Origin of the sequence: Acidovorax delafieldii (assembly GCF_007993815.1) — a bacterium.
GTDB lineage: Bacteria > Pseudomonadota > Gammaproteobacteria > Burkholderiales > Burkholderiaceae_C > Acidovorax > Acidovorax delafieldii.
Genome location: NZ_VJWE01000011.1, coordinates 510,944 through 529,404, shown reverse-complemented (window position 1 = coordinate 529,404; position 18,461 = coordinate 510,944). Strand labels below are relative to the sequence as shown.

At 67.5% G+C, this 18,461-nt stretch carries 14 protein-coding genes; 3 read left to right on the top strand and 11 right to left on the bottom strand.

Features of this window, described 5'->3' with window-relative positions:
* Positions 1-45: 45 nt before the first annotated feature.
* The 3 genes from ATF69_RS05135 to ATF69_RS05125 all read right to left on the bottom strand — a co-directional run bounded on the left by ATF69_RS05135 (position 46) and on the right by ATF69_RS05125 (position 3,479).
* Positions 46-615, bottom strand: a complete 570-nt coding sequence (locus tag ATF69_RS05135) for an OsmC family protein (RefSeq protein ID WP_008905298.1) — start codon at positions 613-615, stop codon at positions 46-48.
* Between the two features lie 86 nt (positions 616-701).
* Positions 702-1,613 (bottom strand): sulfurtransferase, encoded by a 912-nt coding sequence (locus ATF69_RS05130; RefSeq protein WP_146870096.1) that lies wholly within the window; start codon positions 1,611-1,613, stop codon positions 702-704.
* A 234-nt stretch (positions 1,614-1,847) separates the two neighbouring features.
* Positions 1,848-3,479: a sigma-54 interaction domain-containing protein gene (locus ATF69_RS05125; RefSeq protein ID WP_244303657.1), complete on the bottom strand. Its 1,632-nt coding sequence runs from the start codon at positions 3,477-3,479 to the stop codon at positions 1,848-1,850.
* A gap of 108 nt (positions 3,480-3,587) precedes the next feature.
* Here ATF69_RS05125 and purT point away from each other — a divergent pair, with 108 nt between their 5' ends.
* Positions 3,588-4,790 carry a formate-dependent phosphoribosylglycinamide formyltransferase gene (purT, locus tag ATF69_RS05120; protein WP_146870094.1) on the top strand — a complete coding sequence of 401 codons (1,203 nt, stop codon included), beginning with the start codon at positions 3,588-3,590 and terminating at the stop codon, positions 4,788-4,790.
* A gap of 64 nt (positions 4,791-4,854) precedes the next feature.
* Entirely contained in the window at positions 4,855-7,266 is a 2,412-nt protein-coding gene (locus tag ATF69_RS05115) for a putative bifunctional diguanylate cyclase/phosphodiesterase (RefSeq protein WP_146870093.1), read from the top strand.
* Here ATF69_RS05115 and ATF69_RS05110 read toward each other — a convergent pair.
* The 4 genes from ATF69_RS05110 to ATF69_RS05095 all read right to left on the bottom strand — a co-directional run bounded on the left by ATF69_RS05110 (position 7,241) and on the right by ATF69_RS05095 (position 13,056).
* Positions 7,241-8,176, bottom strand: a complete 936-nt coding sequence (locus ATF69_RS05110) for an ATP-binding cassette domain-containing protein (RefSeq protein WP_146870092.1) — start codon at positions 8,174-8,176, stop codon at positions 7,241-7,243. The genes ATF69_RS05115 and ATF69_RS05110 overlap by 26 nt on opposite strands.
* 116 nt (positions 8,177-8,292) lie before the next feature.
* Positions 8,293-9,429 (bottom strand): GGDEF domain-containing protein, encoded by a 1,137-nt coding sequence (locus ATF69_RS05105; RefSeq protein WP_146870091.1) that lies wholly within the window; start codon positions 9,427-9,429, stop codon positions 8,293-8,295.
* A 24-nt stretch (positions 9,430-9,453) separates the two neighbouring features.
* Complete coding sequence (locus tag ATF69_RS05100) at positions 9,454-10,935, bottom strand: AMP nucleosidase (protein ID WP_056745571.1); 1,482 nt, start codon at positions 10,933-10,935, stop codon at positions 9,454-9,456.
* A 45-nt stretch (positions 10,936-10,980) separates the two neighbouring features.
* Positions 10,981-13,056, bottom strand: a complete 2,076-nt coding sequence (locus ATF69_RS05095; protein WP_146870090.1) for a putative bifunctional diguanylate cyclase/phosphodiesterase — start codon at positions 13,054-13,056, stop codon at positions 10,981-10,983.
* A gap of 93 nt (positions 13,057-13,149) precedes the next feature.
* Here ATF69_RS05095 and dbpA point away from each other — a divergent pair, with 93 nt between their 5' ends.
* Positions 13,150-14,568, top strand: coding sequence for an ATP-dependent RNA helicase DbpA (gene dbpA, locus ATF69_RS05090; RefSeq protein ID WP_099731364.1), 1,419 nt, complete (start codon positions 13,150-13,152; stop codon positions 14,566-14,568).
* A gap of 78 nt (positions 14,569-14,646) precedes the next feature.
* Here the strand turns inward: dbpA and ATF69_RS05085 are convergent, their stop codons facing one another.
* The 4 genes from ATF69_RS05085 to ATF69_RS05070 all read right to left on the bottom strand — a co-directional run bounded on the left by ATF69_RS05085 (position 14,647) and on the right by ATF69_RS05070 (position 18,183).
* Entirely contained in the window at positions 14,647-15,339 is a 693-nt protein-coding gene (locus ATF69_RS05085; RefSeq protein ID WP_146870089.1) for an ankyrin repeat domain-containing protein, read from the bottom strand.
* 43 nt (positions 15,340-15,382) lie between these two features.
* Complete coding sequence (locus tag ATF69_RS05080) at positions 15,383-15,877, bottom strand: GlcG/HbpS family heme-binding protein (protein ID WP_056745563.1); 495 nt, start codon at positions 15,875-15,877, stop codon at positions 15,383-15,385.
* A gap of 139 nt (positions 15,878-16,016) precedes the next feature.
* The gene (locus ATF69_RS05075; protein WP_056059589.1) at positions 16,017-16,649 is read right to left on the bottom strand and encodes a response regulator transcription factor; all 633 of its coding nucleotides are present in this window, start codon (positions 16,647-16,649) and stop codon (positions 16,017-16,019) included.
* Entirely contained in the window at positions 16,639-18,183 is a 1,545-nt protein-coding gene (locus ATF69_RS05070; protein WP_146870088.1) for a sensor histidine kinase, read from the bottom strand. Before ATF69_RS05070 ends, ATF69_RS05075 begins: the two co-directional genes overlap by 11 nt.
* Between the last annotated feature and the right edge of the window lie 278 nt (positions 18,184-18,461).

Genomic DNA, 18,461 nt, shown 5'->3' with positions numbered 1-18,461 from the left:
ATGGGGCTCCTTGGGTGCGCAGGGCGGGCTCGGTTGCGGGGCTGTTTAGTCCGCGAGGCTGATCTCGAAGGGGATGGGGTTGCGCATGCTGTTGGCCACGGGCGAGTAGAAGTTGGCGTGCTGCACGATCTCGTCCAGCACCTCGCGCGGTGCATCGCCTTCCACCAGCACCTTCACGCGGATCGCCTGAAAGCCCATCTCCGGCGGCGTCTTCTGCAATGCGCCACCCGCACCCCAGGCGGCGGGGTTGCCGATGTCGCCTTCCATGAACACCTCGATCTTGCTGAGCTTGACCTGCTTCCAGGTGGCCACGGCCGTGATGCCCACGGCCAGGCAGCCGCCCAGGCCCGACAGCACGATCTCGCCGGGCGCAGGCGCCGTGTCCTGCCCGAACAGGTGCAGGGGCTCGTCCACCACCACCGGCGCATGGTTGCCCACATAGCTCAGCGAGCGGTACTGCCCCTCCATCACCGTGTGGACCTTGTTGGTGCCCCGGCTGGCAGGATTGTTACGGCCCTTGTCGGCAAAGGCCATCAGCCCGTCGCGGTCGATGGGGCGCAGGTGTGTGTGCACGGTGGTGACAGGGGCAGAGGGTTCCAGCAGATCGGTGGACATGGTGTTCCTTGGAGAAAGAGAAGGGAATGCAAAAAAGAAGGACAGGGTTCGCCGCGGGCCATGCCCGCTGCAACAACGCACGGGGCTCAGGCCGCCAGCGCCAGCGCAGGCTTTTTGGGGAACTTGACCAGCGGCAGCCCGCTTTCGATCGGCAACTTGTCGTCGCGCGACCATTCGTTCCACGAGCCGAAGTACATGCGCACATCGGCAAAGCCCGCCTGCTTGAGCGCCAGGAAGGTGTTGGACGCGCGTGCGCCCTTGAAGCAATACAGGTACACCGTGTCCGCCGGGCTGATGCCCGCCGTGGCGCATTCGGCGCGCACTTCGTCGGGCGACTTGAACACCGGACCCTGGGGCGAGGGCTTCATGAAGCGGTACCACTCCAGCCACTTGGCGCCCGGCAGGCGGCCTTTGCGCGGCGCAAAGTCCTTGCCATAGGGGCTGGAGCTGTCGCCAATCCACTCGTCCACATCGCGCACGTCCAGCAGCACGGTGTCGGTGCCCAGGGCCTCGATCACATCCTCCTTGGTCAGCATCACATCGGTGGTGGCCAGCTGGGTGGGGAAGATGGCGGGCGTGGGCACCACCGCCTCGGTGGAGACGGGCAGCTCTGCCGCCTTCCAGGCCGAGTAGCCGCCATTCAATACCTTGACCTTGGGGTAGCCCAGCCAGGTCAGCAGGTAGTAGCCCCGGCACGACTGGCCGTAGCCGCTGTTGAGCGCATCTTCATAGAACACGGCCGTCTCGGCGCCCGACAGGCCGATGGCGCCCAGGTGCGCGGCAAAGGTGTCTTTCAGCTCCTGCAGGCCTTGGGGCGTGGAGGTGGCCAGGTACGTGAAGGTTTCGCGCAGGTTCACCGCGCCGGGGATGTGCCCCAGGGCGTAGGTGTCGGCGTCGCGGGTGTCGATCAGCACCACAGGCTCTGCGGCTTGCAGGGCCTGCAACTGGGTGGGCGAGATGAGGACGGCGTCGGAGGCGGTGGCGGTCACGGTGCTCATGGAAAACCTTTCGGTGCGGTGGTGGGCGGGATGCCTGCCTTCCTTATCGCAACAGGTGTGCCAGAGCGGGTGGAGATATGGAAATTTGAATAGAAATGGCTGGAAGCGCAAGTGAAATATGCGCTGGCAGCTATTGATTTGATAGTGAATGGGGTGTGGCCATGTGTCGGTAGCCAAGGTGGAGCAGACCGCGCCAGACACTGTGTCTACAAATTGTCGACACAGTGTCCGTCGTCACTTCAGACCCGCCTTGCGCAGCCGGTAGCTGAACTGCCGCAGCGTCAGCCCCAGGCTCTGCGCTGCACGCGACTGGTTGCCGTGGTGCTCGGCCAGTGCTGTCTGCAGCACCAACACGCTGTGCGATTGGGCCGGTGCGTAGTCACGCACCAGCGGCGCCGGGGCAATGGCCGGGCGTTCTGCTGCCGTGGTGGCTGCAGGAGGCCGTGGTGCGGGAGGCGAAGGCAAAGGCACGGACGCAGCCGGCAGAAACCGGTCCAGCTCCGCCCGCGCCACCAGCGTGTCATTGGTCAGCAGCACCAGGCGTTCGATCACATTGCCCAGCTCGCGGATGTTGCCGGGCCAGGGGTGTTCTTCCAGCCGCGCCAGCGCGTCGGGCGAGAGGTTCACGTTGCGCTGGTGCGCCTGGTTGGCGCGGCTCACAAAGTGCAGCGCCAGCGCGCGGATGTCCTCGCGCCGCTCGGCCAGCGAGGGCAGATGGATCGGAATCACATGCAGGCGGTAATACAAGTCCTGCCGAAAGCGCCCGGCCTCCACATCGGCCGCCAGGTCGCGGTGGGTGGCCGCCACCAGGCGCACGTTGACCTTGACCTCGCGCTGCCCGCCCAGGCGCACCAGTGTGCCCTCCTGCAGCGTGCGCAGCAGCTTCGATTGCAGGGCCAACGGCAGCTCGCCAATCTCGTCCAGAAAGATGGTGCCGCTGTCGGCCTGCTCAAACCAGCCCGCGCGGGCTGTGCTGGCGCCGGTGAACGCGCCTTTCTCGTAGCCAAACAGTTCGGATTCGAACAGCGCGTCCGGAATGGCCGAGCAGTTGACCTTGATGAAGGGCCGGTCGCGCCGCCCGCTGGCCAGGTGCACGGCGCGTGCGAACAGCTCCTTGCCCGTGCCCGACTGGCCCAGCAGCAGCACGGTGGCCTGGGTTTGCGACACACGCTCCAGCTCGCTCAAGGCCTGCAGCAGCGGCGGCGAGCTGCCAATGAGCCCGTAGCGCGCGCTTTTGGTGTTGAGGGCGTTGGCCAGCACGGCATTGCGCGCCTCCAGCTGCCGCGTCTGCTCGGCCACCAGGGCTTCGAGCTGCAGCAGCTGCCCGACCAGCGTGGCCAGCACGCGCAGCACCGCCAGGTCGTCGTTCAGGTGGCGCTGGCGGCTGCGGATGCGGTGGCAGGCCAGCACGCCGATGGGCGCGTTGTTGACCTCGATGGGCAGGGCGATGAAGGCCACCGTCTCGGGCGGCAGCTGGTTGCGCTCTACCGCGCGTGCCAGAAACAACGGTTCGGCATCAATGTCCTGCACGATGGCGGGCTGCCCGGTGGCCAGCACGCGGCCTGTGATGCCCTCGCCCCAGGCGTACCGCCCGCGCTGCACCTCGGCCTGGGTGAGGCCGTAGGCATGCTGGATGGAGGCGGTGCGCGGCGCGCCGGCCGGGGAGGAGGGAGCGTCGTCCACCAGCACGATGCGCCCCCGGTTCAGGCCCAGCAGTTCGCTCATCAGGTGCAGCATCTCGCGCAGCACCAGGCCGGGCGCCAGGCTGCGGCCGATGAGGCGCATCACCTCACGCATCAGCAGCAGCTCCTGGGCGTGCCAGTCGGTGGGGCTGTGCGAGCGGGCCGTGCTGGAAGGGGAGGGCATGGGCGGTGGGGGCATGTCAGGGCGATTGCAAGTTCTGCGCCCGGGTGCATTAAAGTCGCCTGCGTCCAGCCATTTCCCGACTTTTCAACCCTCTCGAAAGCCCCCACCATGACCACCCTCGGAACCCCTCTGTCCCCCCATGCCACCAAAGTCATGCTGCTGGGCTCGGGCGAGCTGGGCAAGGAGGTGCTGATCGCGCTGCAGCGCCTGGGGGTGGAAACCATTGCCGTGGACCGCTACGACAACGCCCCCGGCCAGCAGGTGGCCCACCACGCGCGCACCATCACCATGAGCGACCCGGCCCAGCTCAAGGCGCTGATCGAAGCCGAACGGCCCCACCTGGTGGTGCCCGAGATCGAAGCCATCGCCACCCCCATGCTCGAAGAGCTGGAAGCCGCGGGCACCGTGCGCGTGATCCCCACGGCCCGCGCTGCGCGCCTGACCATGGACCGTGAAGGCATCCGCGTGCTGGCCGCCGAGACGCTGGGCCTGCCCACCAGCCCGTACAAGTTCTGCAATTCGCTGGAAGAACTGCAGGCTGCGATTGACGCAGGTATCGGCTACCCCTGCATCGTCAAGCCGGTGATGAGCAGCTCGGGCAAGGGCCAGAGCAAGATCGACGGCCCAGACGACGTGAAGAAGGCCTGGGACTACGCCATGGCCGGTGGCCGGGTGAGCCACGGCCGTGTGATCGTCGAGGGCTTCATCGACTTTGACTACGAGATCACCCAGCTCACTGTGCGGTCGGTGGGCACCGACGGCCAAATCACCACCAGCTTCTGCGACCCCATCGGCCATGTGCAGGTGAGTGGCGACTATGTGGAAAGCTGGCAGCCCCACCCCATGCACCCGGCCGCACTCGAAAAGTCGCGCCAGATCGCCAAGGCGGTCACCGACAACCTGGGCGGCCAGGGATTGTTTGGCGTGGAGCTGTTCGTCAAGGGCCAGGAGGTCTGGTTCAGCGAAGTCAGCCCCCGCCCGCACGACACGGGCCTGGTCACGCTGTGCACCCAGCACCAGAGCGAGTTTGAGCTGCACGCCCGCGCCATCCTGGGCCTGCCCGTGGACACCAGCCTGCGCAACCCCGGCGCCAGTGCCGTCATCTACGGCGGCGTGGAAGCCCAAGGCATCGTGTTCGATGGTGTGGAAGAAGCCCTGCGTGTGCCGGGCACCGATCTGCGCCTGTTCGGCAAGCCCGAGAGTTTTGTGAAGCGCCGCATGGGCGTGGCGCTGGCGCGGGCTGAGAATGTGGACACGGCGCGCGCGAACGCCAAGCTGGCGGCGAGCAAGGTCAGGCCCCGCGTGGCCTGATAGCCTGCGGCCGCAGTTGCGGCGGGCCGGTGCGACGACGGCGCTTCTGTGAAGGAGAACCCCTGTGAGCCTGAGTGCGCGGATCCTGTGGCTGGTGCTGGCAGCCTCTTTGTTGCCTGTGCCGGCCCTGGTGTGGCTGCTTTTGGAGTTCCGGGTGGCCACCACCGGACAGGCGCGCGACCGACTGGTGGCCAGGGCAGGCATCATTGCCAGCGACCTGGACGACAAGATCGCTGGTACCGGGCAACTCCTGTTTGGCCTTGGGCGCGTACCCCTGCTGGCGGCGGGCGACAAGGCCGCCTGCTCTGATTTCCTGGCAGATGTCCTCAAGGAACATCCTCAGTACACCGGCATCCTCACCATCCAGCCCGATGGCTCCCTGTTCTGTGATTCGCTGCGCAGTGGCCGTACCCTGGACCTCCGGGACCGCAGTTACTTTCAGCGTGCGCTGACGGCCTCCGGGCCGGTGCTGGAAGCGGTCATAGGCCGCCTGACGGGCAAAGGGGTGCTGCAGGTGGCCTACCCGGTGCGCGATGCGGGAGGCGCGTTGCGCTTCATCCTTCTGGCCTCGCTCGACATGCAGGACTACGGGCAGGCCACGGTGCATGCACAGCGCTATGAGCGCATGCATCTGCAGGTATGGAATGCCGACGGTTCGGTGGTCATGGACTTCCGGCGGCCGGAGGTGGCGCCGCTGACCCTGGGGGACGCCGAACGCACTTTCATGTTGCAAGCAGTCGAAGGGCATGCCGTGATGGAGGGGGCCGATGGCGTGCGTCGCGTCTGGGTGCGCGCCCAGTTGCCGCGCGCACAGGGCTCGGATCTGCGTCTGGCCCTGGCCGTGCCCGAGGACGACCTGCGTGGCCCGGTGGAGCGCCAGTTCCGGCGCGCACTGCTGGGGGTGCTGGCGCTGGCGGTTATCGTGTTCGTTGCTGCTTTTCTGTTGGTGGAATTTGCGGTGCGCCGCCATGCCATGCGCGCCATACGTGCCATTGGCCGCATGGATGCTGGCAACTACGCCGAACCCATTGGTACACCCTATCCACCGGGAGAGCTGGGGCAGGTGGCCCGGGCACTGGACCGGATGGCGGAGTCCCTGCTGCGCCAGCAGCAGTCCATCGCGCTGCACACGGAGACGCTGGAGCGCCAGGCGCGGCGAGACCCCCTGACCGACTTGGCCAACCGCTACAGCCTCACGGAGCGGCTGGATGCGGCGTTGGACCGGGCGCGGGAGCAGGGCCACTGCGTGGCCGTTCTGGCCATGGACCTGGACCGGTTCAAAGGGGTGAATGACAGCCTGGGACATGCCCGGGGCGATGCCTTGCTCAAGGAGGTGGCGGTCCGGTTGCAGGGTTGTGTACGCCCTGGCGACGTAGTGGCCCGCCCGGGAGGGGATGAGTTTGTGGTGGTGCTGCCTGACCTGCCGGACCCGGCCGTGGTGGAGCCCATGGCGCGGCGCATTGTGCGGGCGCTGACCCTGCCTGTGGAGACCGGCACATCCAGCTGGTTGCTGGGCACCAGCCTGGGCATTGCGGTCTTTCCACAGGATGGGGACTCTGGCGACCTGTTGTTGCGCAATGCAGACGTGGCCATGTACGACGCCAAGGACCTGGGTGGGAACCGGCTGGCTTTCTTCAGCCCGCACATGACGGAGGTGTTGACGGAGCGCCTGCGGGTGGAGGCGGGCCTGCGCCATGCCATCGAGCACGACGGGCTGCGCCTGCACTATCAGCCCATCATGGATGCGCGGACGGGTCGGGTGTCGTCGGTGGAGGCGCTGGTGCGGTGGGCGGACCCGGAGCGTGGGCTGGTGTCTCCGCTGCAGTTCATCGGCATTGCGGAAGAAACGGGGCTGATCGTGCCACTGGGCGAATGGGTGCTGAACGAGGCCTGCGCGCAGGCACGGCGGTGGTTGGATGCTGGGTGGGGGGAGATCCCGGTGGCGGTGAACCTCTCGGCCCGTCAGTTCCAGGAGCCCGAGCTGGACCAGGTGGTGGCCCGCGCCTTGCAAAGCACCGGATGCCCACCCCGGTTGCTGCAATTGGAGATCACTGAAAGTTCGATCATGGAGCCCGTGGAGGAGGCCCTGCAGACCATGCAGCGCCTCACCGCTCTGGGCGTGCAGCTGGCCATCGACGACTTCGGCACCGGCTATTCGTCACTCAGCCAGCTCAAGCGGTTTCCGGTGCGCAAGCTCAAAATCGACCGCTCTTTCGTCAACGACCTGGGGAGCAACGACCGGGGCGAAATGCTGGTGGACGCCATCGTGGCCCTGGCGCAAAAGCTGGGCCTGCGCACGGTGGCCGAGGGCGTGGAAACCGACCACCAAGCCCAGTGGCTAGCCCGGCTGGGCTGCGACGAACTGCAGGGTTACCTCTTCTCCCAGCCTTGCGCGCCACAAGACCTTGAAAACTGGTGGCAGGGCCGGATGGCGGGCCCTCCCGCCGGCCTCACTCCCGGATCTGCCGCCCCGTGAGCTTGAGGAACAGGTCTTCCAGATTGGCCGGCCGGTGCAGCGTGCGCAGGTGGCCGTGTGCGGCCAAGGCCTGCAGCAGTGGCTGGGCGTTCTGGGTGTAGAAAAACACGGTCTCGCCGCTGATTTCCACGCGGGTGGCCAGGGTGCGGAGCGCGGCGTCTTCGGCCATCTGGACGGCCCCCACGCCGAACACCTCCACCACATCCGGCTCCAGGTGCTGGGCGATTAGCTCGCGCGGGCGGCCTTCCGCAATCTTGCGGCCGTGGTCCAGCACCAGCAGGCGCGAGCACAGGCGCTCGGCCTCGTCCATGAAGTGGGTGGTCAGCAGGATCGACTTGCCTTGCTGCAGCAGCAGTTGCAGGCGCTCCCACATCAGGTGGCGGGCTTGCGGGTCCAGGCCGGTGGTGGGCTCGTCCAGCAGCAGCAGGCGCGGGTTGTTGACCAGGGCGCGCGCTAGCGACAGGCGCCGCTTCATGCCGCCCGACAGCTCGCCCGGCTTGGCGTCGGCCTTGTGGGTGAGGGCGGCAAACTCCAGCAACTGGGGCACACGCTCGTCCATTACCGGGCCCTTCAGGCCGAAGTAGCGGCCGAACACGCGCAGGTTTTCGGCGCAGGTGAAGTCCGGGTCGAGGGTGTCGAACTGCGTGACCACACCCAGCTGCGCCTTGATGGCCAGTGCATCGCGGGGCATCAGCAGCGGGGCCGTGCCGGGCTGGGGCGTGAAGTGCACTTCGCCCCCGTCTGGCGACGCCAGGCCCAGGCATATGCGGATGGTGGTGGTCTTGCCCGCGCCGTTGGGGCCGATGACCCCCAGGCATTCGCCGGGAGCAATGGCGAAGGACACGTCGTCCACCACCGTGGTCTCGCCATAACGTTTGCGCAGGTGCAGGGCTTCAAAAAGTGCGGTCATGGAGGGATTGTGTGCGACGAGTGCGTCCGTGGTGCTTTGGGGCGAATTTTTGCCAGAATCTGCCGCAGGCGCTAGTGGGTATTGCGCCTGATGCTATCAAAACAGGACTGCTTGCCTCAGTCCGCCGCGACCAGCCGCCCCCGGCCCGCCGTCTTGGCTGCATAGAGGGCACCGTCGGCACGGGCCATCAGTTCGGCCAAGCCAGCTTCGCCCGGCTGCAGCACGGCCATCCCGGCGCTGTAGTCCAGCGCAAAGCCCAGCTCTGCCACGCTGGCGGCATGCAGACGCCTGCGCAGTCGCCGGTCCAGGGCCAGCCCAGCGGGTGCGCTGTTGTGCAACAGCAGCACGCCAAACTCCTCGCCACCCAGGCGCCCGACCAGGTCGCCGCTGCGGCAGGTGTCACCCAGCAGGCGGGCAAACAGTTGCAGGGCGCGGTCTCCGGCCTCGTGGCCGTGGGTGTCGTTGACCTGCTTGAAGTGGTCCAGGTCCAGCATCATTGCCGTCATGGGCAACTGGTGGCGTGCGGCGTGTGCCAGCAGGCTGCTGCCTTGGGTGGTGAAGCCTCGCCGGTTGAGCACGCCGGTGAGGCCATCGGTCATCGCCAGCGTGCGCAGCTTGTGTTCGGCCTCCGACCGCCACGCCACCAGCAGGGCGACGGTGCCCAGCACCAGGCTCACATTGGTGGCCACAGCAGCTGCCAGGTTGACGGGATGGGGCGTGCGAAAGCTCGGATACTGGTCGGTGAAGGCGCCCAGCATGCCCCGCGCCAGCGTGAAAGCGGCCGACGTCAGCAGGCAGCCCATCAGCAGGCTGCGCCAGCGCAGGTTGGCCTCCACCACGGGCGCCAGGGTGGCGCGCGCAACGATGCACAAAATAGTGGCCATCAAAAAGTTGGCCCAGCCCACGCGCCAGGCGTAGTGCCCAAAACCCAGGGTGTAGCCCAGCGGGGCGGCAATCACCAACACCAGCAGCACGCGGCGCAAGGGGCGGGGGCCCAGCCACTCCTCCAGCGCCCGGTACAGCGTCCACTGCGCGGCCGCGTTGCAGGCAATCGACAGGGTGGAGAGGGCCTGGTCCCACAGGGTGGATGAGGCAATGATGGCCGCCCAGGCCACGGCCTGCAGCAGCATGCTGGCCTGCACATGGCGTGCCGCGCGGCTCACGTCCCGGCCCATGATCAGCGGCAGCGCGGCCGAGATCATGAACAGGTTGGCCGCCATGACCGTCATCAGCGTGAGGAAATCCAGTGGCATACGCAGCGGCCCCGGGGCCCTCGTTTACTGAAAAGCGACCTCGGCAAAGCTGCGCAGCTTGCGGCTGTGCAGGCGGTCCACGCCGCCGTTGCGCAGGATCTCGATGGCGCGCATGCCGATGCGCAGGTGCTGGTCCACCCGCTCGCGGTAGAAGTGGTTGGCCATGCCGGGCAGCTTGATTTCGCCGTGCAGGGGCTTGTCGCTCACGCACAGCAGGGTGCCGTAGGGCACGCGAAAGCGAAAACCATTGGCGGCGATGGTGGCGCTTTCCATGTCCAGCGCCACGGCGCGGCTCTGGCTGAAGCGGCGCTGCGGCGTGTTGTCGGGCAGCAGCTCCCAGTTGCGGTTGTCGGTGCTGGCCACGGTGCCGGTGCGCATCACACGTTTCAGGTCCGCGCCGCTGATCTGCGTGACATCGGCCACCGCCTGCTGCAGCGCCAGCTGGATTTCGGCCAGCGCCGGGATGGGCACCCACAGCGGCAGGTCTTCGTCCAGCACATGGTCCTCGCGCACATAGGCGTGGGCCAGCACGTAGTCGCCCAGCTGCTGGCTGTTGCGCAGGCCTGCGCAGTGGCCCAGCATCATCCAGGCATGGGGGCGCAGCACGGCGATGTGGTCGGTGATGGTCTTGGCGTTGGCCGGGCCCACGCCGATGTTGACCATGGTGATGCCGCTCGCGTCCTTGCGCACCAGGTGGTAGGCGGGCATCTGCGGCAGGCGGGGTGGAGCGGCGCCCAGGTCGTCGCCTGCCTCGGCGCTCAGGCCCACGCGGCGCGTGACCACGTTGCCGGGTTCGATGAAGGCAATGTATTCGCTGTCGGGTTTGGCCATCTCGGCGTGGCCCAGGCGTACGAACTCGTCGATGTAGAACTGGTAATTGGTGAACAGCACGAAGTTCTGGAACCACTCGGGCGCAGTGCCTGTGTAGTGGCGCAGGCGGTGCAGCGAGTAGTCCACGCGCGGCGCGGTGAACAGCGACAGCGGCTGCGCCTCCCCGGGGGCGGCCTGCCAGGTGCCGTTGGCGATGCCATCGTCCATGGCGGCCAGGTCGGGCAGGTCGAACACGTCGCGCATCAGCATGCGGCGGGCCTGGGTCAGCGTGCCCTCGATGTGGTCGTGCTCTGCAAACGAGAAATGGATGGGAATCGGGTGGGTGCTGGTTCCCACTTCCAGCTCCACGTTGTGGCTGGCGCGCAGCAGGCGGAACTGCTCGGCGTAGTAGTTGGCAAACAGGTCGGGCCGGGTCAGCGTCGTCTCATAGCGCCCCGGGCCCTCCACAAAACCGTAGGCCAGCTTGGTGTCGGCCCGCGCCACGGTGGTGGTGTGTACCCGCACAAACGGGTAGAACGCGCGCACCGGGCCCTCGGGCGTCTCGCCCGCCACAAAACGCTGCATGGCGTCGCGCAGGTGGCCAATTTGTTGCTGGTATATGCGCTGCACCTGGGCCAGGGCGTCGGCCGGGTCGGTGTGGCGGGTGGGGGCGATGAAGTCGGGGATGAGGGGCATGCCGCTATTGTCCACAAGCCAGGGGGGCCAGCGGACAACTTGCCGCTATTGCGGTGGCTGGCGTTCCAGCCAGCTGCCGGTGGCCAGGGCATCCATGGGTACCGACACCACAAACCCCTGGATCACATCGCACCCCAGTTCCTTGAGCAATGCGATCTGCCCTTGCGTCTCCACCCCTTCCGCCACCGTCTTGAGCTGCAGGCTGCGGGCCATCTGGATGATGGCGGTGACGATGGCGACGTCGTCGGCACTGCCGGGGGTGTCGGTGACAAATGACCGGTCGATCTTGAGCTTGTCGATGGGGTAGCGCTTCAGATATGCCAGGGAGGAGTACCCGGTGCCGAAGTCATCGATGGAGATGCCGACGCCCAACGCCTTGACGGCGTGCAGGGTGTTCAGGGTCTGGCCAGTCTGGTGCATTAGCACGGACTCGGTCAGTTCGATCTCCAGGTATTGCGGTGCCAGCCCTGTTTCCTGGAGGACGGCCGCGATTTCAGCGGCCACATCGCGCTGGCGGAATTCGAGGGCCGAGAGGTTGACTGCCACGGGCACCTTGGCCAGGCCCTGGTCCTGCCAGGCTTTGAGCTGGCGGCAGGCTTCGCGCATCACCCAGCGGCCGATGGGCGTGATGAGGCCCCGTGACTCCGAGAACGTGATGAACTCGTCGGGCCCCACCAGCCCACGCTCGGGGTGGCGCCATCGCACCAGCGCTTCCAGGCCTTGCAGCGAGCCGTCGGCCAGGCAAATTTGCGGCTGGTAATGCAGCACGAAGTCGTTGCGTGCAATGGCGTCGCGCAGCAGGCGCTCCTGGTGCAGCACATCGAGGGCACTGGCCTCCATGCTGGTGGCGTAGAACTGGCGGTTGCCGCGCCCGCTGTCCTTGGCATGCTGCATGGCCGCATCGGCGCAGCGCAGCAGCATGTCGGCGCTGCCGCCGTGGTCCGGGTACAGGCTGATGCCGATGGACGGGGAGATGGTGAGCGGCAGCTGATCGACCGTGAAAACGCCGTGCATGGACTCCAGCAGCTTGTCGGCCACCATGGCCGCGTCATCGGGCGTCTGCACGTCGGTCAGCACCACCACAAACTCGTCGCCGCCGATGCGCGCGACCACGTCGGCATCGCGCACACCCTGGCGCAGTCGCTCGGCGACGTTGCACAGCAGCTGGTCGCCCGCATGGTGGCCGAGCGAGTCGTTCACTGTCTTGAAATGGTCCAGGTTCATGAACAGCACCGCCACACGGCCATGCCGCCGGCGGGCCAGCGACAGCACCTGCGACAGCTGCTCCATCAGGAAGTGCCGGTTGGGCAATTGTGTGAGGGGGTCGTGCAGTGCGATGAAGGCTTCGCGCTCCTGCGCCTGTTTGCGGGCTGTGATGTCGCGCACCACCACGATGCGGTAGTCGGCATGGTGCAGGGGCATGGTCTTGCCGACGACCTCGACGGGGATGGCATGCCCATCCTTGTGGCGGATGGTGACTTCGTACGGATCCTCCCGTCCGCTGCGGGTGTATTCCAGCGCGGTGGCGCGCCACTCGGGGCTGATGAAGTTGAAGATCGACAGGCCCAGCACTTCGTGCAGCGCAAATCCCGTCAAGCGGTACAGTGCCTCGTTGCCGTCGGTGATGATGCCGTCGCGATGGAACACGATGGCCTCGTCCGTGGCCTCGGTGAACTTGCGCATGCGTTCTTCGCTCTGGCGCACCTCGCGCTCGGCGCGCCAACGCTCGGTGATGTCGGTGATCAGCACAAAGGAGCCGAGCTGCAGCCCCGCGTTGCCAAAATGCGGGATCAGGTTGACCTCGATCATCCGCACCTCGCCGTTGGGCAGGGTTTGCTCGCGCGTGTATTTCACGCGCTCACCGTGCGAGCAGCGCTCCACGTACGGCTGGATGGCCTGCCAGGCCTTGTCGCCAATCGCCTCCTGCACGGTCAGGCCCAGGATGGATTCTGTGCTGTGGCCGTTGTAGGCGGCGTAGCCCTGGTTGGCGAACTGGCAGCGCAGTCCCGGCAGGTCGTAGTAAGCCATCAGGGCCGGGACCGAGTCGGCGATCAGGCGCAGCAGCGAGTCGCTGGAACCCCCTTGACCTGGCGTGTTGGCTGCGTTGGATGAGTCTGGCATGGACCGCTCGGTACGTATCTGTTTGTTATAGCCGATACACCTGACGGGGGCGTAAGGTAGTTGCCCGGATACCCCGCACCGGATAATCGGCCCATGACCTCCAAAGAAAACCAAGCCCGCGCTGATTTCAGCGCGCTGGCCCTGAGCCCCGCCATGCTGGCCAACCTGCAGCAGCTGGGCTACACCACGATGACGCCCATTCAGGCGGCCAGCCTGCCGCCCGCCCTGCTGGGCAAGGACCTGATCGCCCAGGCCAGCACCGGCAGCGGCAAGACCGCCGCGTTTGCGCTGGCGCTGCTGGCCAACCTCAACCCCCGCCGCTTTGCGGTACAGGCCCTGGTGCTGTGCCCCACGCGCGAGCTGGCCGACCAGGTGACCACTGAAATCCGCCGCCTGGCGCGCGCCGAAGAAAACATCAAGGTCGTGACCTTGTGCGGCGGCGTGCCGCTGCGCGGCCAGATGCTGAGCCTGGAGCATGGCGCGCACATCGTGGTGGGCACACCCGGCCGGGTGATGGACCACCTGGAGCGCCAGCACCTGACGCTGGAGGCGCTCAACACCCTGGTGCTCGACGAGGCCGACCGTATGCTCGACATGGGCTTCTTCGACGACATCGTCGTGGTGGCCAAGCAGTGTCCCAAAGAGCGCCAGACCCTGCTGTTCTCGGCCACTTACCCCGAGGGCATCGCCAAGCTGAGCGCCCAGTTCATGAAGTCGCCCGAGCAGATCACCGTGCAGGCGCAGCATGCCGAGGGCAAGATCGAGCAGCGCTGGTACGAGGTGAAGAACAGCGAGCGCCTGCATGCCGTGTCGCTGCTGCTCAACCACTTCCGGCCCGATTCGTCCATCGCGTTCTGCAACACCAAGCAGCAGTGCCGCGACCTGGTGGCCGTGCTGCAGGCCCAGGGCTTCAGCGCGCTGGCGCTGTTTGGCGAGCTGGAGCAGCGCGAGCGCGACCAGGTGCTGGTGCAGTTTGCCAACAAGAGTTGCTCGGTGCTGGTGGCCACCGACGTGGCCGCGCGCGGGCTGGACATTGCCAACCTGGCCGCCGTGATCAACGTGGACGTGACGCCCGACCCCGAGGTGCACATCCACCGCATCGGCCGCACGGGCCGGGGCGATGCCGAAGGGCTGGCGCTGAACCTGGCCAGCCTGGACGAGATGGGCAGCGTGGGCAAGATCGAACAACTGCAGGGCCGAGAGTCGCGCTGGTTCCCTGTGGCCGACCTGACACCGACCGGCAACGGCCCGCTGGTGCCGCCCATGGTCACCATCCAGATCATCGGTGGCCGCAAGGAGAAGATCCGTGCGGGCGACGTGCTGGGCGCGCTGACCGGCGAGATGGGCTACACCCGAGAGCAGATCGGCAAGATCAACGTGAACGACTTCTCCACCTATGTGGCGGTGGACCGTGCCATCGGCGCCCAAGCTGCCCAGCGCCTGAACCAGGGCCGGGTGAAGGGCAAGACCGTGAAGGCCCGCCTGGTGACGGGAACCCAGGACTTTGAGTAAAAAGCGCCGGATGCGCTAGTCAATCATGCGCCAAAAGCTATCAATTTGATAGTAAGTGCGCGTCCTGCACTGGCGGCATCAGCGCCGTGCTGCGGCAGCCTCCAGCATCCGCACCATCTCTCCAAAGCCCCGCTGGCGCGCCAGCTGCAGGGGCGTGTTGCCCTGCCGGTCGGTCAGTGCCTGGCTGGCCCCCGCCTGTAGCAAGGCTTGCAGTGTGGCCTGGTGGCGCGGGCCGCCGTTGCCCAGCACGATGGACTCGATGAGCGCCGTCCAGTGCAGGTTGTTCACATGGTCCAGCGGCGCCCCGGCGGCGATCAACTGACGCACCACGCCGTCATGCCCCAGGTGGGCGGCGGCGATCAGGGCCGTGCCGTCATAGCGGCTGGTCACCTGTTTGGCGCTGGCGCCCAGCTGTAGCAGCACGCGCAGCGTGGCCTCGTCGTCGGCCACGGCGGCGATGGTCACGGCGTCGTAGCGGTCGTTCTCCAGCGCATTCAGGTCGGCCCCAGCCTGGGCAAGGGCGCGGATGGCATCGGCCTGCCGCGCATAGGTGGCCACATGCAGTGGCGTGCGGCCGTAGCCATCGCGGGCATTCACGTTGGCCCGCGCTGCGATCAGCTGGGTGAGCCTGGGCACATCGCCCCGCGCCGCAGCGGCATGCAGGCCCTGGTAGGCCGCTGTTTCGGCCGCCGTGGGTGGCACCTGGGCCTGGGCCGGGGTGGCACAGGCCAGTGCGGCGGCCAGGGCGAAAACAAGATTCCACGGCTTCATGGGGGCCTCTGTTGAATGCTCAGTTGCCTGTGGTGGGGCTGGCTTATTTCAGCAAATCCTGCACCTTGGCGATGCCCGCCACCGCGCACTGCTCGTCCAGGTGGCCGCCGGGTGCACCGCCCACGCCCACAGCGCCGATCACCTCGTTGCCCACCTTCACCGGCACGCCGCCGCCCAGCAGCAGGTAGCCGGGGATGTTCACCAGGTTGGCCGCAGCGGGGTTCTTCTGTGCGCCTTCCATCATGGCCAGCGTGGTGTTCTTGGCCGATGCCGAGGTGTAGGCCTTGAGGCGGCTGGCCTCCAGCGTGTGGGGGCCAGCGTTGTCGGCGCGCTGCACCGCGCGCACGGTGCCTGCGCGGTCCACCACGGTGGCCGTGACGGCGTAGCCGTTGGCGGTGCAGGTGGCCACGGTTTGCGCGGCGATCTGCGTGGCCAGGTCCAGCGACATGTTCTTTTCTGTGCGCACGCCTTCGGCGCTGGCGGCGGTGGCGATCAGGGACAGGGTGAGGGCGGCGACAGTGGCGAGGCGGTTTTGCATGGTGTTCTCCGGTGTTTCTGGGTCGGTGCCACCCGTTGTGGCGCCGTGGGAGAACTGTAGAAATGGCCGCCGTTTTCGGCCATTCGGGCGGCTACGCGCGGGCCTCCGTAGAACTACGGAAAGCCGGCCAAGGGGCAGCTCACGCGGCCGCGTCCACCAGCGCCGCGTAGCGCCGGATCAGCTGCGCCAGCGACTCGGCCCCCAGCTTGGCAAACAGGTTGGCGCGGTGTGTTTCCACCGTGCGGGGCGAGAGTTCGAGCGCGCGGCCGATTTCCTTGTTGGTCAGACCCTCCACGATCAGTCCCAGCACCTCGCGCTCGCGGGCCGAGAGCTGCGCAAAACGCTCGCGCGCCTGCTGGTCGGCCTGGTGGCGTTCGCGCGAGCGCACATGCTGGCGCACGGCGTTTTGCAGGGCTTCGATCAGCACTTCGTCGTCCACCGGCTTTTCCAGAAACTCGGCCGCGCCGGTCTTGAACGCGCGGCGGCACATCTCCACCGTGCCGTGGCCGGTGAGCAGGATCACGGGCTGGTCCACGCCCTGGGCCAGCAGTTGCTCCAGCACCGTGAGGCCGCTGATGCCCGGCATGCGCACATCCAGCACGATGGCGCCGATGCTGGCGCGGTCAAACCCGGCCATGAAGGACTGCGGGTCGGCCCATGTCTGCACGCGCAGGCCCACGGTGCTGATGAGCAGGGAGAGGCCCTCGCGCACGGCAGCATCGTCGTCCACCAGGTGGATCAGGGGCGAGAGGGAGGGGGCGCTATCGGTCATCGGTGGGTGGTGCGACGTTGAGGGTCAGCACAAACTCTGCCCCCCGTTGGGCGGCGGATGAGGGCGTGGCCTCGGGCGCCAGGCTCAGCTGCGCGCCCATGGCCTGCGCCAGGCTCTCGCACAGCGTGAGGCCCAGGCCCAGGCCGCCGTTGCGTGTGGTGTAGAAGGGCTCGAACAGGTGCTGGCGTGCTTCGGGCGGGATGCCGGGGCCGTGGTCGCGCACCGAAAGCGCCACCTGTCCGGCACCAGCCTGCGCCATGGCAAGGTGCAGCCGGCGTTCAGCGGGGGGCACTTGCTCCAGCGCCTGCAGCGCGTTCATCAGCAGGTTGTGGATGATCTGTTGCAGGGCCACGGGTTCGGCCAGCACCGGGGGCAGGTCTGCGGCGGCCAACACCTCGGGCACCACGCCGCGCTGTGCCAGCTCGGGCTCCAGCAGGTGCAGCACGTCCTGCACGGCGGTGGGCAGTGCCAGGGGCTGGGCCTGACCGGCCAGGTCGGGCCGCTCCACCAGGCGGCGCAGGCGGCCCACCACGGTGGATGCGCGGCGCGCCTGCTCCACGGCGCGGGCCATGGCGGTCTGTGCGGTGTCGAGGTCGGGTGGGTCGTCGGCCAGCAGGCGCTGGGCGGCCTGGGTGCTGGACAGCAGGGCGGTCAGCGGCTGGTTCAGCTCGTGGGCCATGCCAGCGGCCAATTCGCCCAATGTGTTCAGCCGCGCCACCTGGCCCAGGCGCAGCAGCTCTTCGGCCCGCTGGCGCGCCACGCGCTGGCGCCACAGTGCGCGGCCTGCGGCCCACAGCGCTGCGGTCAGCAGGCACCAGCCCAACATGCGCCACCAGGGCAGTTCGTGCAGGCCCACGGTGCGGCGGGCCACCACGTCCAGCGGCTGGCTGGCGGCGGCCAGCAGTTTGTGAAAGTCGTAGGTGCGGATGCCGCTGCCCTGGTCGGCCTGGCCGGGCTGCACCACAAAGGCCGTGCCGCCATGCTCCAGCGTCACGCGCACCGGGCTGGCGGCCATGTCCATGGGCCACTCGTCAGTGGGGATGGTGGTGCGCAGGTCGATGTGCAGCGCATAACTGGCTGGCGTGCCCGCCAGCACCAGGTAGTAACGGCCTGCGGGCAGGTTCAGGCCTGCCGTAGCGGCGTGGCCGGTGCGCCGTGAGGTGGCCTCGGCGGCTGTCAGCTCGGCCTGCAGTGCGGGCGGCCAGTCGCTGTGGGCCGAGCGCTGCAGCACCGCCAGGATCTGCGGATACACCGACGTGAGGCGGGGCAGGGGCGATGCCGCGTTGTGCAGGTCATCCACCGCAGCGGCTGGCTGCAGCAGCGCCAGCGTGGCCATGATGGCGTCGTGCTGCACCACGCGCTGGCTCAGCAGCCGGTGCACGATCCGCGCGTCGGTCTCAAACGCCGCGTGCAGCTGCTGCAGGCGGTCCACCACCAGCCAGCCGCAACCGATGCAGGCCACTGCCACCCACAACAGCAGGCTGGGCAGGTGCAGGGCGTGTCGGGGCAAAAGGCGGCGCCAGGCGGGGAGCATGCGCGGATTCTGGCATGGGGGCCTTAGAGCCTGTTCAACGTCTTTTTGGAGATCGCATTGGAGTGCAATCGGGAGGAGTGGATGCTTCGGATGCGCCGCATGGGCTCGTGCCCATGCAAGCAGCCGGGGCGCCAAAACTCCGAGTTCATCGGCCCGATTTCACTCCAACCCTTCGGGCAAGTGCCTTGCCGGACGGTCTGCGGCGTTGCGGCGCTTGTGGATAGCGGGGCTATCCATTGCGCCCCGCGCCTTGCATCCCATCCCGGCAAGGGCGTTGT